Origin of the sequence: Kribbella sp. NBC_00889 (assembly GCF_045207705.1) — a bacterium.
Classification (GTDB): Bacteria; Actinomycetota; Actinomycetes; order Propionibacteriales; family Kribbellaceae; genus Kribbella.
This window is the reverse complement of the sequence record NZ_CP108783.1, coordinates 7423912-7446129: the sequence shown is the minus strand read 5'-3', so window position 1 is coordinate 7446129 and position 22218 is coordinate 7423912. Positions and strand designations below refer to the sequence as shown.

The following is a 22218-nucleotide window of genomic DNA, read 5'->3' as shown; positions in this document are numbered from 1 at the left end:
CGGAAAATACGCGAGCGTCTGCGCATACGCTGTCGAACATGGACGTGTTGAGCCAGCTCGTCTCGGCGACACGGATGGGCCGACCGAGATCCTTCGTCGTCGAGTGCCATCCGCCATGGGCCCGGCGGTACTCAGCTGTCCCGGGCGCCGGCCTCCACCTGATCCTCGAAGGATCTGTGTACCTCGTCAGCCCGGGAGGCGCGATCACCTCCCTTGCGGTGGGCGACGTACTCCTGCTCCCGGCCGGCTCCGACCACGTCCTCGCCGACGATCCGGCGCGGGAGGTCAGGCAGTTGGTCGACGATTCATCGGGGCAGTACGACGACGGCGTTGTGGCCATCGGACCGGACGGGCCGCGGTCGCCGGGCCCCCGGTCGGTCATGCTGTGCGGCGTCTACTTCTTCGACCAGGGGCGACGTCATCCCTTGCTCGGCCGGCTTCCCGACGTACTGCATCTGCCGGCACGTCTCGGACGCCAGGGTGATCTCGGTGCCACCGTTTCTCTCCTCGCCGATGAGTTGTCGGCTCGTCGACCGGGGAGTGACGCGGCCGTCTCGTCCCTGCTCGACCTCCTGTTCATCCAGATACTGCGCAGCTGGCATGAGCAACATCCGGATGCTGCCTGGAGCACGGCTCTCGAGGACGTCTTCGTGGGCAAGGCCCTCAGCACGATGCACGACCAACCCGACAGGTCGTGGACGGTCGCCGATCTCGCGGATCTCGTCGGACTGTCGCGTGCGGCGTTCGCCAAACGCTTCACGCACCTGGTCGGCCAGTCACCCGTCACCTACCTCACCTGGTGGCGCATGACCGTCGCCGGCCAGTTGCTACGCAGTACCGACCTCTTGCTCGCCCAGATCGCGGCTCGGGTCGGGTACGCCACCGAGTACGCCTTCGCCGCCGCCTTCAAACGCGAGTACGGCGTCACGCCCGGCTCGTACCGCAAGAACTCCTTGTGAGGTGACTCACACGAGTCGTGCATTTCAGCCGCGGCCCGTGCTGGGGTCGAGGTGAGTGATCGGGCCTCGGTGAAGGGATGCGGACGTGGATGTGGACAGTGCGGCACAGCGGCTCGGGTTCGGGGCGGCGGCTCGTGCGTGGCTGCGGGGATTGCCGGTCGGCGAGGACCTGCAGCTACCGGATGAGGCCGAGTCGCTGATGGAGTACTGCGGGGTGGCCGCGGCTGATCGTCGCGCGATGCTCGCAGCGCGGCCGGACCCAGTGCGGGATCCGGACTGGTGGGCAGTCATGTCAGCCATGGCTGGTGAGCTCGACCAGAAGATGGGTCAGGCAGTCCCGTCGACCGGCTTCACAGCGTGGCCGACGGTGCCCGCTTCGGCATCGCCGGTGGGGTTGTTCGCCGCTGCGTGGGCGTTGCTGGCCCAGCTGCCTCGGCTGCTCGAGCTGCATGCGCAGCGGGGTGTTCCGGAGTCGGTGAGCGTCGCAACGGTCTCCGCACTGGGAGGTGTGATGGCGACTCATCGTCAGATCACCGGTCGCGCAGGCGTGGGGCTGATGTATCTCTGGGGACCGCCTCTGAGGTTCCGCGGTGCGGACTACGAGATCGGCCGGCATGATTTCACCCGAGCGCAGCTCGGACTCGGAGACGGAGTCTCCGGACACGTGCTGATGATGCACATCCCGCCGATCGGTCCGCTGGACTCGCAGGCTTCCGAACAATCCGTTGCCGCAGCTGCAGAGTCGTTCGCCCAGTGGTATCCGGAGGAACCGTTGACCGCGTTCGTCTGTACGTCGTGGCTGCTCGACCCACAGCTGTCCGAGTACCTGCGACCGGACTCCAACATCATCCGCTTCCAGCAGCGCTTCAATCTCCTCCCCCTGGTGCCGCCCGACGACCCCAGCGAGGGCGACCGCGAACTCATGCGCCTGGGCCTGCACCTGCCAGTGCCCGAAGGCCCGTTGAACGACGGAGCCCTGGCCCGAGTGCCGCAAGACACCACCCTCCAACGCGCCTACGTCACCCACCTACGCTCCGGCCGCCACTGGCACAACCGCACCGGCATCCTCAACTCGGACCTGCCGTGGACCTGACGCGGCGCGCGGTGGAGTTCGTCGGCGGATTGTCGGTCGGCGCCGGAGTCGACCCGGGGCTGCGGGTGACGCTGAACTTTCAGTCGGGGGTTCGGGTGGTGGAAGGGCTGGCGGGAGATGGGGTTTATGCGTCGCAGTTCGTTACCGGGACCAGTAATGGTGGGTTGACTGCGCACCGGGGTGGGGATCGGTGGCGGTGGGAGAGCCGGATGTTTGGTGGGGTGTACGACGACGCTGCGGCGTGCGAGCGGCCGGTGTACGGCGCGTTGAACTTTCGGCGGAAGGCGGTTGGGGGTGCGCCGCGGTTCGGGTCGGCGCATTTGCGGCTGACTGCGGATGCGGTTGCTCGGTCGACGTTCTGCTATCCCGACAGCTGGTTCGAGCCGGAGCACTTCGGGGTGGCGGAGCGGATGGGGCTGATCGCACTGGCTGACGCCGCGGACGACTGCGACGTACTGGACGACTACATCGAGGCGCAGGTGCATGGACCGGTACGGCTGGACCGGGATGTCGAGGCGCTGGTGCTGGATCCGAGCTACCGCGGTACTCCGGTCGAGTCGGCGGCCGACTGGCTCGCATGCCCGGTGGAGTGGCACTCCGGCTTCCGGTTGACCGTCGACGAGCTCAGACGACATCCGGAGTACCGCGGACCGCAGTACGTCGAGCTCGGCGCGCGGATCGCGGTGGGCGGCGTACTGACACCACGGGTGATCGATGACGCGGCGGGACAGTACGACGCGCAGGATCTGAAGCGGGTGTGGCACTGCCTGGCGCGGTTCGGACTCGGCGGCTGACATGGTGGGGGTATGGAGCTGAGGATTCCGGTCGAGGGCGGCGAGGTTTGGGCGGAGCATTTGGCGGGGGATGGGGTGGCGGTGGTGTTGCTGCATCCTGGGATCGGTGACTCGCGGGTGTGGGATCCGGTGATGCCGGAGCTGACCGCGCGGCATCGGGTGGTGCGGTACGACGTGCGTGGGTACGGGCGATCGGACGCACCGACCAGTGAGTACTCGCGGCTCGAGGATCTGGTGGTGGTGCTGGATCAGCTGCAGCTCGAGCGGGTCGTGCTGGTCGGGTGCTCCATGGGTGGCGGTACGGCGCTGGGCCTTGCTCTAGCGGATCCCGGGCGAGTGCAGGGGCTGGTGCTGCTCTGTCCGGGGGTGCCCGGGTTCCCGATGCCGGACGAGCCCGAGCTGGACGCGGAGTACGAGGCGCTCGTCGCAGCCGACGATAGTGAAGGCCTCGTGCGGTTCGGGCTGAGGCTCGGCGCCGCGGCCGGCCATGACGACGCGGCGGTTGCTCAGCTGCGAGCGGCCGTCCCGGGCTGGCTGTCGCAAGACAAGTACCTTCGGCCCGATCCGCCTGTCTATGACAGGTTGCAGGAGGTGCTGGCCCCGACCGTGGTGATGGTGGGTGACAAGGACCAACCGATCCTGGCCGCGGTTGCGGGTGCGACCGCGGCGCGGATCCAGGACGCCGAGTTCATCTGGATGCCCGGCGTCGACCACCTTCCGAGCCTCCGGAACCCTGCCCTGGTGGCTGAAACGATCCTCAGAGTGGCCGGCCGTTAGCGAGTTCCCACGAGGTTCTGGTGATGGCGAACCGGCGGTAGAAGGACGGGGCGCCGAGGAAGGGCTCTTCGTGGCCGCGACCGGTCTCGGTCATGCCGAGAGCGGTCAGGATGCGGATCGAGGGCCGGTTCGCGTCCACGGCCTCGGCCCAGATCTCCCGGAGGTCCAGGGCGTCGAAGCCGTGCGCGAGGCCGAGGCGGGCGATGGTGGTGCCGAGGCCCTGGCCCCAGCGGGCGGACGGGCCGACGACGTACCCCAGCTCACGCCGATGCGGCTCATCGCCGTGCAGGTCGACGTACCCGACCACCTCCTCGCCGGCGACTGCCGCGAGACGCAGGAGGTCGGAAGGTGGCCGGGTGACCAGCTTGTGCCAGTGGGCCTCGTGGTCGGGCAGTCGGAGCTCGACGGTCCAGCCGGCGTGCTCGCAGAACCGCCGGTCCTGTCCCCAGAGTGCGTACGTCGCCACATCGGACAGGACCAGCGGACGGAGAGACACGGCAGGCTCCATGCCACGAGCCTAGGCGCGAGCTGGATACGACAGGTGTTGGTGGACCATCCGCCAGCCGTCGGCGGTCTTCCGGAAGACTCGGGTCGCGCGGTACGTCGTCTCGACGCCGTCGGCTGTGACGTGATCGTTCGACCAGGCGACAGCCAGGTTGCCGCCCACCGCCAAGCCGAAGTCAGGCACCACAAAGCTGATCGGGTTCGGGCTGGAGTCGAGGCCCGCCGCGCACACTGAGCGGACGGCCGCCTTCCCGGCGTAGTTGCCGTCTATCTCGTAGGACACGACGTCCTCGGCGACCGGCTCCATCAACGCCTCCAAGTCACCGGCGGCGGTGCCAACAGACCAGCCGTCCAGCACACCGCGGATCTCGTCGGACGCGACCGCGGGCGGTACGTCGTCGTGCGGGAACGAGTGGTGCTCGTGCGTCACGACCCAACGGCCGTCCAGCCTGCGCAGACCGATCGTCAGCCGAAGCCGGAGAGCCGGGTTGGCCTCGAACTCCTCGGCAGTCCCGCACCGCAGCAACGCAAAGGCGAACGCGACATCCGACCCCGCCACCACGTCCAGCGACTCCAGCGCGAACGACGCCCCGGCTCGTTGCCACTCGAAGAACCCGGGCCAGGTCTCGCGATACGCGTCCTTCCCACGCACCCCGTCGTACGGCGGCGGTACGTCGTACATCACGATGTCGTCGGCGTGGTCGGCCAGGACCATGTCCAGGTCGCCGGCGTGGACCGCGGTGACCCAGTTCTCGATCAACGTGCGGATCTCCTGCTCGTCAGTCATCTCTCGTCCGTCCTTCCGAAGGAACTGTCACCGCCTACAACCCGGCGAACGACGGAAACTCATCGCGACAGCGACGGCGGCAGCCCGAACGACGGGAAATCGGCTTCCAGGAACGAGACGACCTCGACGATCTCCGGCCCCTGCAGCACCAGGACGTCGAGTCCGCCCGGCACGAAGCGCGACCCGTCCCACAGGTACGTCCCGAACGCGAGCTGCCCGTTCGCCCGTGCCGGCAGGAACCGCCACCCCTCCCGTAGCGGCCCTTCGACCAGGAAGGAGCGGATCGCAGCCCGACCCGAGAACCACTCCGGCAGCGGCGGCATCGAGTACTTCGCGTCCTCCGCAAGCATCGCCACGATCGTGTCGACGTCACCGGCTTCCCACGCGGCCACGTACCGGCGTACCAGCTCACGCTCGGCGGCCTCAGGCAACGCCGACTGCTGGCTGGGCACTGCCCGCACCACCGCCCGAGCCCGTTGCAGCGCACTGTTGACCGCGGCAACCGACGTCTCCAGCAGCTCGGCCACTTCACGAGCGGCGAACGCCAGGACGTCGCGCAACAGCAGCACTGCCCGCTGGAGCGCGGACAGGTGCTGCAGCGATGCCACAAACGCCAGCTCCACCGACTCCAGCGCCAGCACTCGCGCCTCCGGACTCAGCGAGGCAGTCCACTCCAGCCGGCTCTGCGGATAAGGCTCCAACCACAGGACCTCGCTCCGGCCGTCGAGACCGACCGGCAGGTCCCGGCGCCCACGCTGTTCGATCAGCGTGAGACAGCGGTTCGTGGCGATCTTGTAGAGCCACGGCCGGATTGATCCGCGGTCGTCGTACCCGCTCAGACCGTTCCACGCCCGCAGCAGGGTCTCCTGGACGGCATCCTCCGCGTCGGCATCGGATCCGAGCATCCGGTAGCAGTGCGCATGCAGCTCCCCACGCCACGGCCCCACCAACTGTCCGAAGGCGTCCTGATCACCGGCACGTGCCGCATCCAAGAGCTCATGCATCACCTGCACGCTAGCGTCCAGCGCCCCAAGGTGTCAGCGGTCTTCCCACTGTCCACGGCCTCGCGACACCGTTCCAGACAGTCAGCCAGCTGCTCCAGCAGCAGACCGGTCCCCAGCTCCAGGGTGACCAGAGCGGCAGCAGCATTCAGCAGTACGACGTCCCGCACCGGACCGGACTCACCGTCGACGAGACCCCGCAGTACCCGGGCGTTGAAGGCAGCGTCTCCGCCACGCAGCTCAGCCAACGACGACGGTCTCAACCCGAGCGACCGCGGATCGAACACCACTTCCGACGCCGTCCCACCGGACACGACCCAAACGCGGGAGTACCCCGTGGTGGTCAGCTTGTCGAGCCCGTCGTCGCCGCGAGCGACCAGAGCCGTTTTCCCTTGCTGTGCAAGGGCCTGAGCGATCACCGGCAGCATCTGCGGGTTCGCCACTCCGACCAGCGCGTGCTGCGGGTCCGCCGGGTTCAGCAGCGGTGCCAGCACGTTGAACGCCGTCGGTACTGCGAGCTCACGTCGTACCACCGCCACATGCCGCAAGGCCGGATTGAAGCGAGGCGCGAACAGATAGGTCAGTCCGGCCTCTGCCGCCACCCGAGCAGCGTCGATCGCGGACAGGTCGAGCGGAACGCCCAGATGCTCGACCAGATCGGCCGAGCCACCCGCCGACGAGGACGCGGCCCGCCCCCCGTGCTTGACCACGGTCACTCCGGTCGACGCCGCGACCACAGCGGCCATCGTGGAGACGTTGACCACCCCGGTCCGGTCGCCGCCGGTCCCGACAATGTCCACGAACGGTCCGGCGATCCGCACCGGCGTGGCGTGCGAGCGCAGTACCTTCGCCAGCCCGGCGATCTCGGCGGCGGTCTCGCCCTTGGCCCGCAGCGCGATCAGGAAGCCGGAGATCTGCGCGGGAGATGCATCGCCCAGCACCAACTGGTCCATCGCCCAGCCGGTGTCCGCCTCGGTCAGGTCGGAGCCGGCCAGGAGGGCAGAGATGAGTCCGGACCAGGTCCGGAGTGTTGTTGCCATCGGCAATCCTCGGGTGCTGGGCCGCCCACGAGGACATGACAACGGCCGCCTCGCAGGAGACGGCCGGTCGGTTACGCGCGGAAGCAGCCGTCTAGTCGACGGCCCACCACATACCCGCGCGCAGGAACATGCCAGTGACGATAGTCAAGCGACCAGCTCCTGTGCAACGTTCCAGCCGCGGATGTGGTCGATGGTGAAGGTGGGGACCAGGGCGTCGTCGTCGCCGATGCTGCGGTCGGGGAAGTCGAAGACGGCGAGCATGAGCTGCAGCGGGTACGACGGAGCGCCCGCGCAGGTGCGGATCGGGGCGCCGTCCACGGAGAAGTCGGCCTGGCCGGCGGTCCACTCGACGGCGTACGTGTGAAAATCGCGCAGGTCGATCGGGAGCGGGACCGCCTCGAAGTCCTGCGGCACCGACGGGTCGCGGATGGTCTTCAGGCCCATCCCGACCGCGGTGGACTCGCCGGGGACGACCGCATCGCCGAACACCTCCATCACGCAGATCTCGCCGCAGCGATCCGGACTGTCCTCCAGCCCGACCATCCACAGCGACACCATCGAGCGTGCACTGATGTCGGCCCGCGCCCGGAGCTCGACGTACCCGCCGTTGGGTGTCCAGCCCCAGAACGACGGCTGCTCCTCGCGGACGACCAGCCCTTCGCGGTACGGCTGCTGCCCGACGGTGCTCCCCACCGGACCGGAGTAGCTGCCGGACTGGATCCCGGACACGCGCAGATCTGGCTTGTGGTCCCCGGAACACCACAGTCCCTGGTCCGACGGGATGCTGAGGGTCAGGCAGGAGTCACCCAGGGTGTACGACGCTGCTGACGCCGCGCGGGAGCTCCAGTGCGGCAGGTAGTGCGGCGACCACACCGACTCGTCCAGTGCGCCACCGTCGAAGCGGTCCTCGAAGACCAGATCACCACGGGTCGTGGGCATGCCCCCATGATGGGTCCTCGGACCGTCTTGTCACATCATGGTGGCGCGATCCGTCAGATGAGGTGGACCGGGATGAGGGAGGCCCTGTGTACGACACCGACCAGCTGGCGCGGCAGTTCGAGCAGCACCGGGGACAGCTGCGAGCTGTCGCGTACCGGATGCTGGGTTCGCTCACGGAGGCCGACGACGCCGTGCAGGAAGCGTGGCTGCGGCTGAACCGGTCGGACGTGAGTGAAGTGGGCAATCTGGCCGGTTGGCTGACCACAGTGGTGTCGCGGGTCTGCCTGGATATGCTCCGCAGCCGCAAGTCGCGGCGGGAGGACTCGCTGGACACGTTCGTGCCGGACCCGATCTCGATCCGGCAGGACAACGGTCCGAGCCCGGAGGACCAGGCGGTCCAGGCGGACGCGGTCGGTCTGGCGCTGCTCGTCGTCCTGGAGACGCTGGCGCCGGCGGAGCGGTTGGCCTTCGTACTGCACGACATGTTCGGGGTGAGCTTCGACGAGATCGCGCAGATCGTGGACAAGTCGCCGGCTGCCACGCGGCAGCTCGCCAGCCGTGCCCGGCGGCGGGTCCAGGGCGCGCCGGCGGGCGACGGCGATCCGGGCCGTCAGCGGGAGATCGTCGACGCGTTCCTCGCTGCGTCGCGCGGCGGCGACTTCGAAGCCCTGCTCGAGCTGCTCGACCCGGACGTCGTACTGCGGGCCGACGCGGGCGCGGCGTCGGCGGAGTACGCCGGTCCGGCGGTGTCGAAGTTGGTCCGCGGTGCACGCGCGGTGGTCGAGCAGGCGCTGCTGTTCACCCGGATGGCGCCGCACACCGAGCACGCATTGATCAACGGCATGCCGGGGACGGTCACGGTCCTGAACGGCCGCGTGATGGGCGTCATGGACATCACAGTCGTGAACGGCAAGATCACCGAGATCAACATCCTCGCCGACCTCGACCGCACGCAGCAGCTCAAGCTGTCGGCCTGACCAGCGACAACACGCGCTCCGCCTGGGCCTCCGCCGTACCGGGAGGATTCCGGGCGGCGCTCGGCCCGCCGGGTCCGATGAGCGTCAGCCAGAACGCTGCCCACAGCGAGCGGGCGGCACGGAAGCGCTCCGGATCGACGGGGAAGCGTGACACCACCGTGCTCCAGTCGGTGGCACGGCTGGACAGATGCTCGACGAGATTGGCGAGCTCCAACGTGAGGTCGCCGCGCCCGGCGTCCTCGAAGTCGACGATCCGGATCCGGGTCCCGTCCCAGAGGTAGTTCGCCAGGTTCGGATCGCCGTGGCCGACCACCGGATCCTGGACCGTGGTCAGCACCTCCACCACGGCCCCCAGCCAGTCGGCGGCCGCCGAGGCCGCGTCCGCGATCACGCCGCGGCCTTCGCGCAGTACGGCGAGCGAACGCGACGTCCGGTCGATCACTGCTGGGACGCCGATCGGTGGGAGGCCGTCAGGATCGATCGACCACAGCGCCTCGAGTGCCTCGCCAAGCCCCTCGAGGTGCCTAACGGTGAGCGCACCGCTCAGCGGTTCCCCTGGGAGTACCGACATCGAGACCCACGGCCGCGGGTCGGACGCGCGCGCCAGCGGAGCCGGTACGAGGTCTGGGGCCTGGCGCGACAGCAAGGTGAGAGCAGCCCACTCGCGCGCCGGTTCGTCGCGGGACCAGGACGTGTAGTGCTTGGTGAGGACCGAGTCGTCGGCCTCGACTGTGTGTGTCATCGAGACAAGTTTGCCGGGGGTGTCGATAACGGGACCGGTCCTTCGACGTGTCTGTAGAAGCGGATACGGCGAGGGAGTGGTTCGGATGTCGACACAGGCGCTGGTGCCGGTTGCGAGTGACGTGGTGGCAGGGCTGCTGGGGGCCGGGTTCAACGGCGCCATCCGGCTGCCGGGTGAGGCGGAGTACGACGTACAGCGGAAGTCTGTGGTCCCGACGGTGGACTCGCGGCCACTGGTGGTCGCCGAGGCCTACAGCCGGACCGACGTGCAGGCGGCGGTGCGGACGGCGCGCGAGTACGGCGTACCGATCGCGGTGCAGGCCACTGGCCACGGGACGCGCGTACCGGCCGACGGCGGGATCCTCCTGAAGACGACGCAGATGACGACCGTCCTGGTCGACCCGGAACGCCGGGTCGCCAAGGTCGCCCCGGGTGCGCGCTGGGGTGCGGTGCTGGACGCCGCCGGTCAGTTCGGGCTCGCGCCGCTGTCCGGATCGCACCGCGACGTCGGCGTCACCGGCTACACGCTGGGCGGCGGGGTCGGTTGGCTGGCGCGCAAGTACGGCTTCGCGGCCGACAGTGTGATCCGCGCCGAGATCGTCACCGCGGACGGGCGGTTCGTCACCGCGACCGCCGAACACCACCCCGACCTGTTCTGGGCGATCCGCGGCGGAACCGGCAACTTCGGCATCGTCACCTCGCTGGAGTTCCGGCTGTACCCGGTCCGCCAGGTCCACGCCGGCATCGTGTACTACGGCATCGACCGCGCGGCCGCCATCCTGCGCCGGTACCGCGACTGGACCGCCACGATCCCCAACGAACTGAGCACCGCTGTCGTCCTCACTCGCGTACCCGGCACCGAGCAGCGCGCCGTCGCGATCAAGGTCCTGTACGCCGGTGAGGCCGAACTGGCCGACCACCTGCTGAAGCCGCTGTTCGAGGTCGCCGGACCGCGACTGGCCGGCGAGCTACGCACCGTGGAGTACGGCGAGGCCGCGATGGGCGGTACGCCGGCCCGGCACCTCGACTTCCTGGACACCCTGACCGACGACGTGATCGACGCGGTCACCGGCTTCGAGGACGAGGAAGCACCGACTGTCGAGATCCGGCACTGGGGTGGCGCGATGGCTCACCCGGGTCCCGGCGCCGGACCGGTCGGACACCGCGGAGCGTCGTACTCGCTGATCATCGACCGCGAGGTCCCGGCGGAGCTGGTGCCGAACTCGGGGCGCACCTTCGTGAACTTCCTCGGCGACCCCGGCCGCGCGGACACGGCGTACGCACCGGACGACCTGCGCCGGCTGCGCGAGGTCAAGCGGGCCTACGACCCGGCGAACTTCTTCCACCTGAACGCGAACATCCGCCCCTGAACACAGCGAACCGGTCCCCGGGAGGGCTGGGGACCGGTTCGCTCGAGACCGCTCGGCTCAGACTGTGCCCGAGTTGCCGTACACGCTCACGTGCACGTGGTCGTAGTGATTCGCGGTGGTGCTACCGCGGTCCTCCATTGCGCGCCAGCCTTCGCTGCTGCGCTGGACCGTCCAGATGTGCTGCTGCCAGATCAGCTGGCTGACGCCGAGCTTCTTGTAGTTGGCGTGCAGCCAGTCGGCGACCTCCTGGCCCTCCGACCCGCTGACCATGATGTCCAGCGCGTGGCCGCTCGAGTGCTCCGAACCGCTGTCGCCGGACCGCACACCGCCGTACGACGTGATGTCCGGGAACTTGGCGCAGATCGCGCGGTGGACGCGGATCGCGTCCTGGGTCAGCCCGTCCTCGACCGACGAACCGGACTTGCAGGCGGCCTGGGAGATGGCACCCGCCGTGCTCGCCACCGGCTTCGTGGCGGACAGGTACTGCGCCTTGACCCAGCGGGACTTGCCGTCACTGACGACCTCGGCCCAGATGCCGTCGACCTTGCCGGAGACGGAGACCTTGGTGCCCTTCGGCAGCACGTCCAGCAGGACGCCGGTCAGCGGGAGCGACCAGAGGTTCACGTCGGTGGTGGTGTACTTCGAGCCGATCACCTTCGGCGGCTCGGCGGTGCGGGTCTTCGTCGGCGACGGCTTGGGGATCGGCGCCTGCTTCTTCAGGTGCTTCGCCGTCGGGGCCGCCTTCGGCTTCGGAGCCGGAGTGGACGGCGTGACGTCCAGCGGGGGACGGAGAGCGTCCCGACTGGTGGCCGCGTCGCGCGCCAGCTGCAGGGACGAGCTGGCGATCGAGGTGTTCAGGTGGACTTGCTGACCAGGGAGTGCGGCCGCCGAACCGGTAGCCACCAGGGCCACTGCTGCGCCGGGAATCGCCACCTTCACGATGCCGGGCCGGATCACCTTCGGGCGCGGTTGACGGTGCCGCGCCTGTCTATGCCGTCCTGCAGACACTTCTAGAACCCAATCTGCCGAGACCAAACCGTTATCGACCGGAGGAGTCAAGCACAGATCCCAGCGGGGTTCGAAATCGACCCACAGTTTTAACGCATTACGAACATCCGCCACGGGCGCCGAGCGTGATCTGCCCGCTATCCGGATGTGATCGTGCTGAGATCAAACGCTTGGTCAACACAAAGCGTCGATCATGGCACTTGTGAGTAACCCGGCGTACCGCTCCGGTGACCATCCGCGGACCAGAACCAGGAGCTCGTACAACTCGACCGAGATGTAGGTCCACAGCACATCGGCGACCTCGTCGAGGGTGATCCCGTCGCGCAGATCGCCCGTCTCGAGCAGATGGCGGCCGAGCATCGTCATCCCGGTCAGCCGCTCGTCCATCAGCGTCTGCCAGGTCGCGCGCAGGGTCTCGTCGCTGAGCCGGCCGTCCCGGATCACGATCTGCACCCGGGCCGACCGCTGCTGCCGGACGACCAGGCCGTCGACGTACAGCGCGATCTTCCGGCGTACGTCGGGCTCGGCCTGGATGGCGTGGGACTCGGGGCGCTCGGCCATCGGCACCGGCTCGTCGTCGCCGGCGATGACGAAGTCGAAGACCGCCTTGGCCAGCGCGGCTTTGGTGCCGAACCCCTTGTAGATGCTCTCGGCCGAGACCCCGGCCCGCTTCGCCACCGCACTGATCGTGGTCGCCTGGAAGCCGTCCGTCTCGAAGAGATCGCGCGCCGCGATCACGACGTCACGGCGGCGACGCCGGGCACGCTCGCGCCGTCCGGTCGCGTCGTACGGCCTCTTGACTTCGGTCATTCCCGATCCCATGCTTTTGAGTACAGTCACACTGTATCGAATTATTGGGGGCAGCGATGAGTACCACAGCAGGCGTGTCGGCGGGTGAGCTCGCCGTCCGCGCCATCCGCATCATGGCCGACGGTGACCGGGCCGACTTCGACGCGCTGGTCCATCCGGACGCGGTCAACCGCGAGGACGACGTCGAGCCGCCGGAGTGCCGGGTCGGGGGACCCACCGGGTACTACGCGACCGCACTCTGGTTGCGGACCGCGTTCGAAGGGCTGGCCTACGAGATCCACCATGTAATTGCCGACGGCAACTTGGTGGCGATCAACTCGACCATGAGCGGGCGGCATGTCGCGCCGTTCGCGGTGTACACACCGGCGGGCGGGGTGGACACGGTGTTCCCGCCGACCGGGAAGAGCTTCGCGATCACGCAGTCGCATTGGTTCCGGCTGGAGGACGGCATGGTCGTCGAGCACTGGGCCAACCGCGACGACCTCGGCCAGGCGAAGCAGCTCGGCTGGGTCCCGCCGACCCCGGCCTACCTGTTCCGGATGGCGCGGGCGAAGCGCCGCGCATCGCGCTAGCGGACCACCAGCCCATCACAGTCGCTCCGGTCATGCGGACGCCTCGCTCAGGCAACGGCCGCGCCCACGATTGTGAGGGGCTGGCGGTACACCATGTGATCCAGCGCGCGGCGGCCGGGGCGGGTTTGCGGTTGACTGCGGGGGTGGATGAGCTCGGGCTCCGGGTCGAAGGCGGGGCGGTGGCCCGGCTGGTGATCGACCGCGTCGCGAAGCGGAACGCGTTGACGCGCGCGATGTGGGAGGTCCTGCCCGGTCTGCTCGCAGAGCTGGCCGCCGACGACGAGGTGAAAGTACTGCTCGTCACCGGCGCCGGGCCGAGCTTCTCCGCCGGGGCCGACATCGGAGAGCTGATCTCCGGGACCGATCCGGCCGACCCGATGGCCGAACTGCGGGCGTTCAACCTGCGGGCCCAGGCGGCCTTGCGGGAGTTCCCGAAGCCGACGATCGCCGTGGTGCGAGGTCACTGCATCGGCGGCGGGCTGGAGCTGGCGGTGAACTGCGACTTCCGGTTCGCGGCACGGGACGCGACGTTCGGAGTGACGCCGGCCCGGATCGGGGTCGTCTATCCGCCGGACGCGATCAAGGTGCTGCTCGACCTGGTTGGTCCCGCGACGACGAAGTACCTGCTGTTCAGTGGCGAACTGCTCAGCGCCGACGAGGCCGAGCTGAAGGGTTTGGTGGATCGCGTCGCCGACGATCCGTTGGCGGCGGCCGGGGCGTTCGCCGCCACGATGGTGTCGCGCTCGCAGCTGACCGTCCGCTCGGCCAAGGAGACGGTCAACGCTCTGCTGGCCGGGACTGATGCGGAGGCGCAGGCGCTGCGGCGCTACCGGGAAACGATCGCCAGTGGCGAGCTCGCGGAGGGCATCGCGGCCTTCACCGAGAAGCGCTCACCCGACTTCCCGCGGCGCGGCAGCTCAGGCTGAGATCAGAGTGCCGCGCAGCTCGACCCGGTCGCCGACCGCGGCGGAGACCCGGGCCGCGATCGCCTCGGCCTCGGCGTCGTCGGCGACGTCGACCATGAAGAACCCGGCGAGCTGCTCCTTGGTCTCGCCGAACGGGCCGTCGGTGACCACCTGGACACCGTCGCGGATCTGCACGATCCGGCCCTCTTCCGGCGGCTGCAGACCCTCTGAACTGACCAGCTCGCCGCTGGCCGCGAGCTCGCTCTCGAGCTTGATCAGCCTGCCGAGCCCACGCTGGTCCTCAGCGGTCCAGGTGCGGTCGGTGCTCCGGAAGATCATCACGACGTATTTCATGGGATCACCGTAGCGACGTGGACGGACAGAACCCCGCGAACCGGAGTGGTTCGCGGGGTTCTACGGCTAGCGCCGGATCAGTACCAATGACGTCGTCCGCCAACGGCGTGGCCGGTGGATCCGAGCAGGAACAGCACGGCCCCGACGATGAGCAGGACGATGCCGATCGTCCACAGGATCGGGATACTCAGCAGGAACCCGAGAATCAACAGGATCAAACCGAGGATGAGCATGAAGCCTCCTTCTCAGGACCGCCGGGCGGAGGTGGCGGCCACCCGCATCCGGTGCCCACTCTGAGGGCCCCAAACCTCCAACAAGTGTTTGATGTCAGGAGGTTGCCGGCTCCAGCTGCCCTTGCGTCGACTGCTTGCGGCTGACCAGCAGACCGCAGCCGGCGAGGCCGACGACGATGAAGCTCCAGACGACCAGGAAGGCGATCCGGTAGCCATGGGTCAGAGCGATCGGTGTGGTCCCGGTCGTGGCCGCAGTGGCGACGGCGGACAGTACGGCGACGCCCACCGCACCGCCGATCTGGAAGCTGGCGTTCTGCAGACCTGATGCGACCCCGGAGTCCTCACCGGCCACGTCGCTGAGGGATGCGATAGCGCCGGCAACCGTTCCTGCACCCAGTCCGGCGCCGAAGATCGTCAGACCCCAGAAGGCGAGCTCGAAGTAGCCGGAGTCCACGGTGAGCATGCACATCAGCGTCGTGCCGACACCTGCGATCAGCAGTGAGACGAACCCGACCCGGCGGGTGCCGACGCGAGTGACCAGGTGCTGTCCGACCATCGACGCGACCACAGCGGCAGCCGCGAGTACGGCGGACATCAGGCCGTAGCGGATCGCGGAAACGCCCAGCGCCAGTTGCGCGTACTGCGTGTAGATGTAGTTGAGCCCGAACGCCGCCAGGCCCCAAGCGACTGTGATCAGGTTGCCACCGACCAGACTGCGCGACCGGAAGATCCGCAGCGGCACCAGAGGTGCGGCCGACCGCTTCTCCACCAGCACGAACAGACCGAACAGCAGCGCGGACAACACGATCAGCGCGACGGTCCGCCCGACGGACGACTCCGGCGCCTCGATGACGGCGTACACGAGGACGATGAGCGCGGTGGTCACGCTGGCCGCGCCGGCTACGTCGAACCCACGCCGGCCCGGTCCGCGGCTGTCCATCAGCAGGACGGGAGCCAGTACGAGGACCAGCACGCACACCGGCACGTTGATGAAGAAGATCCACTCCCAGCCGAGCCCATCGGTCACGGGCCCTCCGATGAGGGACCCCGCCGTACCGCCCACGCCGCTGGTCGCGCCCCAGATACCCAGCGCCTTGTTGCGGTCCGCCCCGGACGGGAACGTCGTCATCACGATCGACAACGCACTCGGCGCCAGTACGGCGGCCGCAGCGCCCTGCAGGCCACGCGCGAGGACCAGCGCGTCACCGCTCCAGGCGAACCCACACAGCAGCGAGCACGCACCGAACAGCACCAGGCCGGTCATGAACACCCGCCGCCTGCCCAGCAGGTCGGAGATGCGCCCACCGAGCAGCAGCAGTCCGCCGAACATCAGCGCGTAGCCGCTCGGCACCCACTGCACACCGCCACTCGAGAAGGTCAGCTCACGCTCGATCGACGGCACGGCGACCAGCACGATCGACGCGTCGAGGATGATCATGAACCCGGTCAGACACAGCAGCGCCAGCGCGAGCCAGCGCTTCGTCTCGGTCACCATGTGAACATCTCCAGTACGGCGGGACGCTCCCGCTGAGCGTCACTCGGTGGAGACGTCGGGTCTGGCCGGGCCACTTCGACATCCCGAATCTGTCGAAGTGGGTACAGCTGTTCCGACGTACCGGGTAACAGGGGGTCACAGCGGCCTCCGCGAGCGACAGGATGGTGCCCGTGAAGTACATGCTGCTGATCTACAGCAACCCGGAGAGCTGGGCGAGCCTGTCCGCCGAGCAGCGCGAAGGCCTGGGCCGCGCGCACGAGTCCCTGGCCCGTGAGCTGAGCGAGCAGGGTCTGCTGGTCAGCGCTGCCGGCCTGGCCGACCCCATCACGAGCCGGACCGTGTCGGTGCGTGACGACACCACGACGACCACCGACGGACCGTACGCTGAGGCCAAGGAGCACCTGGCCGGGTTCTACCTGGTCGAGTGCGACAACATCGACCAGGCGATCGGCTACGCGGCCCGGATGCCGGACGCGAAGTACGTCGCGGTGGAGGTACGGCCGGTGATGGACGCGTCCGGGCTGGAGATGTGAGCGGCGTCGAGCTGCTGCTGCGCGAGCAGGCGCCGCAGGTGCTGAGCGCGCTGGTCCGGCACTACGGCCACTTCGATCTGGCCGAAGAGGCTGTGCAGGAGGCGCTGCTCGCGGCCACCCAGCAGTGGCCGGACGACGGTGTGCCTGACAACCCGCGTGGCTGGCTGATCCGGGTCGGCTCGCGACGGCTGACCGATCTGCTGCGCAGTGAGTCGGCGAGGCGGCGCCGCGAGGAGAACGCGGCCCAGATGGCTGCGCCCGAGGAGTTCGTTGCCGCAGGCCCTGAGATCGACGATCCGGGTGGCCGGGACGACACGCTGACTCTGCTGTTCCTGTGCTGCCATCCTGCGCTGTCTCCGGCGTCGCAGATCGCGCTGACACTGCGGGCGGTCGGTGGTCTCACCACCGCGCAGATCGCGGCCGCGTTCCTGGTGCCGGAGCCGACGATGGCGCAGCGGATCAGCCGGGCGAAGCGCAGTATCAAGCAGGCGGGCAGCACGTTCGAGATGCCGCCGGAGGCCGAGCGGGACGAGCGCATGGGCGCCGTACTGCATGTGCTCTACCTGATCTTCAACGAGGGCTACACCGCATCCTCGGGTACGGCGTTGCACAGTGCCGAGCTGACCACAGAGGCGATCCGGCTGGTGCGCGGCGTACGCAAGCTGCTGCCCGACGACGGCGAGGTGGCGGGGCTGCTGGCGCTCATGCTGCTCACGGACGCGCGCCGGCCCGCTCGGACGGGTGCGGACGGCGCACTGGTCCCGCTGGCCGAGCAGGACCGGTCGCTGTGGAACAGGGACACCATCGTCGAGGGTGAGTCGCTGGTGACCGATGCGCTGTCGCGGACGCAGCTGGGGCCGTACCAGGTGCAGGCCGCGATCGCAGCGGTGCACGACACGGCCGAGCAGGCCGAAGACACGGACTGGCGGCAGATCGTTGCGCTGTACGACGTACTGGAGCAGATGTCGGACAACCCGATGGTCAAGCTCAACCACGCCGTCGCGGTCGCCATGGCGGTCGGTCCGAAGGAGGGCCTCGCCGTACTCGAGCCACTGGAGTCCGACGACCGCCTGACCGACAACCACCGGCTGGAGGCGGTCCGTGCCCACCTGCAGGAGATGTCAGGTGACCTGGCGGGCGCCCGCGAGAGCTATCTGCACGCAGCCCGCCGTACGACGAGTGTCCCGGAACGCAACTACCTCCAGTCCAAGGCGGACCGCCTGATCTGACTCGCGGTGGCCCCGGACATGTGTCAGGTTTGGAGCTGTGGATCTCACCAGGGCCTCCCTCCTCCGGGAGATGCTGACCGGCACCGAGCTCGGCACCCGGACGACGGAGTTCGCGCACTCGCTGCGCAGGTTCACCACCCGGAACGGCGGTCTGATGCTGTTCGGGCCGGCCGACGACGAGCCGTGGCACCTGACGGCGCACCTGGACGACGAACTGCACCGGGCCGGCGTCGAGGACATCCGCCCGGCCCTGGTCCGCTGGGCGCCACCGCCGGACGCACCGCCACACCTGGCGATCGGACTGGACCGTCTGCGTGACACCGGGCGGGGCGAGTCCCTGCTGGTGGTGGCGGAGGAGGACCCCGCTGACACGTTGCTGGAACGCATCAGCGACGTACGGCGGCGAGGTACGACGATCTTCAGCATCGGCAACGGTGACAAGGAGCTGACGTCACTCAGCCACGAGACGCTCGTACCGGAGCTGCTGGTGCCGGACGGGTTCGGCTGGACGAGCCGTCCGATCGAGCTGGACCATGACGAACCGCAGAGCGGCGTACCGCTCACCGACACCGAACCGCAGACGACGGAAGGGTTCGAGATGGCGCAGCACCTGGTCAGTCTGGCCGCGGCCGACCAGGACGCCGGCCAGCCAGGCTGGCGCCGCCGTCTCCGCGCCGCCATAGAACGCCTCGGCGGCGAACCGGCCTAGGCCTCCCCGTAGAGCACGGCCAGTCGGGGGAGGTGGGTCTCCAGGTCGTCCTCGTCATCGAAGTCGATCTCCTTACCGGCGGGCAGGTCCGGCGTATCCGGTGCCTCCGCCTCGACAGCCTTCCAGTACGCCGCCTCGTCGCCGGTCACGTTCTTGTAGGAGTGACTGCCGACGTACAGCATCGCCTCGCCGTCGAACCCCTCGAAGCCCTCCGGCCGATCCTCGTCGACCACGTCCGCGAGCGAGTCCGGCTCTGCCAGCGCGCCCTCCCACACCTCCCGTCCCTGCGCGATCAGCCAGCCCCGGAACGAGTCGAACCCGTCCTCGGAGGCCCCCGAGTTGATCAGGTACGCCGCTGCCCACAGGTCCCACCGGTACGACTCGACCTGCAACCGCGCGAGTTCGACCCCGAACCCCGCGATCGCCTCGGCCTCGAGTCCACCGAGCACCTTGACCAGCGCGTCCGCAACCCCGTCCGGATCCGCGACGGTGTCATCCACCGCACCACGCGCACCCTCGACCAGTCCCCAGAAACCATCCCTGTCCACCCCCACAGCCTCTCACCGCCCCCACCCCCAACGGGAGCGTTGATCCGGTGTGATTTACCAAACGTCGTCCAGGGCGGTGTGGTGGGTGGGGGTGAGGTTGAGGGTGGTGCTGTGGAGGGTGGTGGTCAGGTAGGTGGGGGTGGAGATGCCGATGATGGGGGTGATGGCGGGGGTGCTGGTGGTGAGATAGGCGAGGACTACCTGGCTGCGCGTGGCGTTGAGTTCGGTGGCTATGTCGGTGAGGACCTGGAGGCGGCGGGTGGTGCCGGGGTGGTCGAAGGCTTCGGGGATGGGGCGGTCGGGGCGGTTCTCGTAGGCGCCGGACATGAGCGGGCTGTAGGCGAAGAGTTGCTGCTCGGGGTTCTGTACGGCGTAGTCGAGGACCTCGTCGGTGATCCAGCCGAACCGGTGGTCGTGGGTGTGGTCGCGGACGAACGGGCGCGGCTGCAGGTACGAGTACCGCAGTTGCAGAGCGGTCGGGCCCATCACGCCCAGTTGCAGCGCGAGGTCACGCGTCCGCTCGACCCGCCACAGTGCGTAGTTCGACAGACCCAATCGGCCGATCGTGCCGGCCGCGGCGTGCTTGCCGAACGCTGCGACCGTTTCCTCGAGCGGAGTGTCCCGGTCGTCGCGGTGTGCCCAGTAGAGGTCGATGTGGTCGACCCCGAGTCGACGCAGTGAGGCCTCGAGCCCCGCGTCGATCGCCTTGGCACCGAGCCCCTCCGCATGCTCCGGGTAGCTGCCGGGCCAGAGCGGCTCGCAGCCGACCTTCGTCGCCAGCTTCACCCGGTCCCGCACACCCGGCCGGCTCGCGAACCACCGGCCGAGCAGCTCCTCACTCTGCCCGCCATGGCCGCTCGGGTCCTGCCAGAACGCGTAGCAGTTCGCCGTGTCGATCCACTCTCCGCCACCATCGACGTACGCGTCCAGCAGCGCGAACGACTCCTTCTCCCCGATCCGCGTCCCGTACTCCATGGCGCCCAGCGCGATGTTCATCATGCCGTCGATGCTTCATCCTGGCGCGCACTCCAGGTCAAGCAAACCGGTGGAGGCACACGAGTCCGAACAGGTCTACGCCGGTGTGAGGCTGACCAGGAGACCGTCACCGTCGGGGAGCGTCAATCCCTTGTCGTTGATGGTGACCGGACGCGTCTCGCCGGTCCACTCGTCGCACAGGACGTAGTCCCCCTCGAACCCATCGAGCGCGACCCGCACCTCGCCCAGAGCGGCGGGCAGGCTGATCGCGAGCAGTACCCGTCCGTCCTCGGTTGTGGCCTGGACGGCGTCGTACCCATCGACGTCGACCTTGGGCCGGCGGACGGTCGCCGTACGCAACGGACCGCGCCACCGCTTGAACGCCGCGGCCGCCTGAGCCATCGTCTCGCGGGTCTCGTCGCTCCAGGTCTCGGGATCGTCCATCAGCACCCATGGCCCACCGATCACGTACGGCGCGATCCGCGCCCGCGGGGAGAGCTTGTCGGCACCCATGTACGCGCTCTGCCAGTCCAGCGGCAGGTATCGACCGAGACCGACCTTGGCCAGGCTGTTCCAGTGCGTACGGCAGTGGTCCTCGGTGATCGTGGTGTGATGGCTGCGCACCATCGCGAGGTCCAGCGGACGTACGCCGTTCCAGCAGTTCTCCAGCACCAGTTGGGGAAACTCGGTCTGCAAGGTGCGCAGGACGTGGTGCCACGCACGCTCGGCGGCATGTTCGCCGGCGCCCGGATCGTGGGTGTGGTCGTCGCGGTCGCAGCGGGCGATGGACTCGAAGTCGTGCAGGAACCAGGTCAGCCCGAACTCGCCGACCATCCGCCGGAGTTCATCGAGAATCCAGTCCCGGGCCGGATCATGCCCCAGGCAGAGCGCATGGTTGCCGAAGCTCAGCTTCGGCGTCATACCTCGCCAGCTGGCCAGCCACTCCGGATGCTCTTGGGCGACCGGTGACGCCGGATCGGCGTTCCCGAAGCCACACCAGACACCGAAGCCCATACCGCGCGAGCGAGCCTCGTCCGACAGCCACCGCATGCCGGAGGAGAACCGGTCGTTGGCGTGCCAGTCGCCGACCGAGCGTTCCCAACCTTTGTCCACCACGAAGACCTCGGCACCGATCGCCGCGGTCGCGTCCATCATCGCGATGATCCGCTCGGTGGAGGTGTTCTCCTGCACACCCCACGAATTCGCCACCACACAAGGGAACGCCGGGTCACCAGGCATCCCGCTCAGGTCGGGTGTTGTCACGACTTCGTCGATCACCAGCGACCGCAGCGCCGCCGCCCCCGCATCCAGACCGCCCGGCACCACAGCAACCCATCCGACTGGGCCCTCCAAGTCCTCCGAGCCGGCCGGATGGAAAGTGTCCGATGGCAGCCTGCTGGTGATCCGCGTCCGGCCGTCCCGAACCGTCACCTCAATGGTCAGCGAACCGCTGTACTCCCACGCCAGTACGGCGCACTGCCCGGCGAGCTCCACCAGCGTCCACGCAGCCGCATCCTGGTGATCGTCGTCCGGCCCCGGCGCGGCACCCTCCAGATAGCGATGCCCGTCCTTGATGTCAGGAAAGCGCATCGGCTCACCGTTGCGATGGGCAACGGCATCGGCCGTGCCGTACGGTCCGGCGTGCAGGCAGATGAGATCACCCTCGACCAGCCTCCTCGTCGGCGTGACCACACCTCGATCGGCGGCGTCCCAGCTGAAGGGATGCAACCACTCCACGACCGCCTCGTCCGCCTCGAGCTCGATCTCGGCCAGGGGTGCGGACCGGGTCAGCGTCGTCGCGAGTCGAAGGAACGGACCGACGTGGTCCTCCACAGTGGCATGCGCAATTCCGAAGTCAGTCATCG

The 22218-nt window shown here is 68.7% G+C and carries 25 protein-coding genes; 11 read left to right on the top strand and 14 right to left on the bottom strand.

All coding sequences use genetic code 11. The features are described from left to right. Nucleotides 1-38: 38 nt before the first annotated feature. The 4 genes from OG817_RS36495 to OG817_RS36480 all read left to right on the top strand — a co-directional run bounded on the left by OG817_RS36495 (nt 39) and on the right by OG817_RS36480 (nt 3623). The gene (locus tag OG817_RS36495) at nt 39-959 is read left to right on the top strand and encodes an AraC family transcriptional regulator (protein WP_406049458.1); all 921 of its coding nucleotides are present in this window, start codon (nt 39-41) and stop codon (nt 957-959) included. An 85-nt stretch (nt 960-1044) separates the two neighbouring features. Beyond that, complete coding sequence (locus OG817_RS36490) at nt 1045-2052, top strand: acyltransferase domain-containing protein (RefSeq protein WP_406049457.1); 1008 nt, start codon at nt 1045-1047, stop codon at nt 2050-2052. Beyond that, on the top strand, nt 2043-2846 hold the full coding sequence (locus OG817_RS36485; RefSeq protein WP_406049456.1) for a DUF3626 domain-containing protein: 804 nt from the start codon (nt 2043-2045) through the stop codon (nt 2844-2846). The genes OG817_RS36490 and OG817_RS36485 overlap by 10 nt, the downstream gene beginning before the upstream one ends. Before the next feature lie 12 nt (nt 2847-2858). Continuing rightward, nucleotides 2859-3623: an alpha/beta fold hydrolase gene (locus tag OG817_RS36480; RefSeq protein ID WP_396394239.1), complete on the top strand. Its 765-nt coding sequence runs from the start codon at nt 2859-2861 to the stop codon at nt 3621-3623. Here the strand turns inward: OG817_RS36480 and OG817_RS36475 are convergent. The 5 genes from OG817_RS36475 to OG817_RS36455 all read right to left on the bottom strand — a co-directional run bounded on the left by OG817_RS36475 (nt 3604) and on the right by OG817_RS36455 (nt 7894). Further along, entirely contained in the window at nt 3604-4131 is a 528-nt protein-coding gene (locus tag OG817_RS36475) for a GNAT family N-acetyltransferase (RefSeq protein WP_406049454.1), read from the bottom strand. The genes OG817_RS36480 and OG817_RS36475 overlap by 20 nt on opposite strands. Before the next feature lie 9 nt (nt 4132-4140). Further along, nucleotides 4141-4914: a YybH family protein gene (locus OG817_RS36470; protein ID WP_406049453.1), complete on the bottom strand. Its 774-nt coding sequence runs from the start codon at nt 4912-4914 to the stop codon at nt 4141-4143. A 59-nt stretch (nt 4915-4973) separates the two neighbouring features. Further along, entirely contained in the window at nt 4974-5918 is a 945-nt protein-coding gene (locus tag OG817_RS36465) for a sigma-70 family RNA polymerase sigma factor (RefSeq protein ID WP_406049451.1), read from the bottom strand. Next, complete coding sequence (trpD, locus tag OG817_RS36460; protein ID WP_406049449.1) at nt 5918-6955, bottom strand: anthranilate phosphoribosyltransferase; 1038 nt, start codon at nt 6953-6955, stop codon at nt 5918-5920. The genes OG817_RS36465 and trpD overlap by 1 nt, the downstream gene beginning before the upstream one ends. 144 nt (nt 6956-7099) lie before the next feature. After that, nucleotides 7100-7894: a glycoside hydrolase family 16 protein gene (locus OG817_RS36455; RefSeq protein WP_406049448.1), complete on the bottom strand. Its 795-nt coding sequence runs from the start codon at nt 7892-7894 to the stop codon at nt 7100-7102. Between the two features lie 86 nt (nt 7895-7980). Between OG817_RS36455 and OG817_RS36450 the strand changes: the two genes are divergently transcribed. Then, on the top strand, nt 7981-8871 hold the full coding sequence (locus tag OG817_RS36450) for a sigma-70 family RNA polymerase sigma factor (RefSeq protein WP_406049446.1): 891 nt from the start codon (nt 7981-7983) through the stop codon (nt 8869-8871). On the opposite strand, the gene OG817_RS36445 is transcribed toward OG817_RS36450, so the two are convergent. Then, nucleotides 8855-9613: an aminoglycoside phosphotransferase family protein gene (locus OG817_RS36445; RefSeq protein WP_406049445.1), complete on the bottom strand. Its 759-nt coding sequence runs from the start codon at nt 9611-9613 to the stop codon at nt 8855-8857. The two genes, OG817_RS36450 and OG817_RS36445, sit on opposite strands and share 17 nt — an antisense overlap. Nucleotides 9614-9698: 85 nt before the next feature. On the opposite strand from OG817_RS36445, the gene OG817_RS36440 reads away from it, so the two are divergent. After that, nucleotides 9699-10982: an FAD-binding oxidoreductase gene (locus tag OG817_RS36440; RefSeq protein ID WP_406049443.1), complete on the top strand. Its 1284-nt coding sequence runs from the start codon at nt 9699-9701 to the stop codon at nt 10980-10982. A gap of 57 nt (nt 10983-11039) precedes the next feature. Here the strand turns inward: OG817_RS36440 and OG817_RS36435 are convergent, their stop codons facing one another. Beyond that, nucleotides 11040-11990 (bottom strand): SH3 domain-containing protein, encoded by a 951-nt coding sequence (locus tag OG817_RS36435; RefSeq protein WP_406049441.1) that lies wholly within the window; start codon nt 11988-11990, stop codon nt 11040-11042. A gap of 174 nt (nt 11991-12164) precedes the next feature. Next, nucleotides 12165-12800, bottom strand: a complete 636-nt coding sequence (locus OG817_RS36430; protein WP_406049439.1) for a TetR/AcrR family transcriptional regulator — start codon at nt 12798-12800, stop codon at nt 12165-12167. 56 nt (nt 12801-12856) lie between these two features. On the opposite strand from OG817_RS36430, the gene OG817_RS36425 reads away from it, so the two are divergent. Further along, nucleotides 12857-13372, top strand: a complete 516-nt coding sequence (locus tag OG817_RS36425; protein WP_406049438.1) for an ester cyclase — start codon at nt 12857-12859, stop codon at nt 13370-13372. Nucleotides 13373-13515: 143 nt separating this feature from the next. Further along, nucleotides 13516-14298, top strand: a complete 783-nt coding sequence (locus OG817_RS36420; protein ID WP_406049437.1) for an enoyl-CoA hydratase/isomerase family protein — start codon at nt 13516-13518, stop codon at nt 14296-14298. On the opposite strand, the gene OG817_RS36415 is transcribed toward OG817_RS36420, so the two are convergent. The 3 genes from OG817_RS36415 to OG817_RS36405 all read right to left on the bottom strand — a co-directional run bounded on the left by OG817_RS36415 (nt 14290) and on the right by OG817_RS36405 (nt 16359). Beyond that, nucleotides 14290-14631, bottom strand: coding sequence for a YciI family protein (locus tag OG817_RS36415; RefSeq protein WP_406049436.1), 342 nt, complete (start codon nt 14629-14631; stop codon nt 14290-14292). The genes OG817_RS36420 and OG817_RS36415 overlap by 9 nt on opposite strands. Nucleotides 14632-14708: 77 nt before the next feature. Next, the gene (locus tag OG817_RS36410; protein WP_396394225.1) at nt 14709-14864 is read right to left on the bottom strand and encodes a DUF6131 family protein; all 156 of its coding nucleotides are present in this window, start codon (nt 14862-14864) and stop codon (nt 14709-14711) included. Between the two features lie 94 nt (nt 14865-14958). Next, nucleotides 14959-16359, bottom strand: a complete 1401-nt coding sequence (locus tag OG817_RS36405) for an MFS transporter (RefSeq protein ID WP_396394224.1) — start codon at nt 16357-16359, stop codon at nt 14959-14961. Between the two features lie 179 nt (nt 16360-16538). Here OG817_RS36405 and OG817_RS36400 point away from each other — a divergent pair, with 179 nt between their 5' ends. The 3 genes from OG817_RS36400 to OG817_RS36390 are packed head-to-tail and all read left to right on the top strand — an operon-like array spanning nt 16539 to nt 18830. Then, a complete protein-coding gene (locus tag OG817_RS36400; protein ID WP_396394618.1) occupies nt 16539-16892 on the top strand; it encodes a YciI family protein in 354 nt (117 codons plus the stop codon). After that, complete coding sequence (locus OG817_RS36395) at nt 16889-18121, top strand: RNA polymerase sigma factor (RefSeq protein WP_406049435.1); 1233 nt, start codon at nt 16889-16891, stop codon at nt 18119-18121. Before OG817_RS36400 ends, OG817_RS36395 begins: the two co-directional genes overlap by 4 nt. A 37-nt stretch (nt 18122-18158) precedes the next feature. Continuing rightward, complete coding sequence (locus tag OG817_RS36390) at nt 18159-18830, top strand: hypothetical protein (protein WP_360437339.1); 672 nt, start codon at nt 18159-18161, stop codon at nt 18828-18830. Here OG817_RS36390 and OG817_RS36385 read toward each other — a convergent pair. The 3 genes from OG817_RS36385 to OG817_RS36375 form a co-directional block, all read right to left on the bottom strand. Continuing rightward, nucleotides 18827-19378, bottom strand: coding sequence for a DUF4240 domain-containing protein (locus OG817_RS36385; protein ID WP_396394221.1), 552 nt, complete (start codon nt 19376-19378; stop codon nt 18827-18829). The two genes, OG817_RS36390 and OG817_RS36385, sit on opposite strands and share 4 nt — an antisense overlap. 54 nt (nt 19379-19432) lie before the next feature. Then, entirely contained in the window at nt 19433-20377 is a 945-nt protein-coding gene (locus OG817_RS36380) for an aldo/keto reductase (protein ID WP_406049432.1), read from the bottom strand. Between the two features lie 72 nt (nt 20378-20449). Next, complete coding sequence (locus OG817_RS36375) at nt 20450-22216, bottom strand: glycoside hydrolase family 36 protein (RefSeq protein WP_406049431.1); 1767 nt, start codon at nt 22214-22216, stop codon at nt 20450-20452. Nucleotides 22217-22218: the final 2 nt, after the last annotated feature.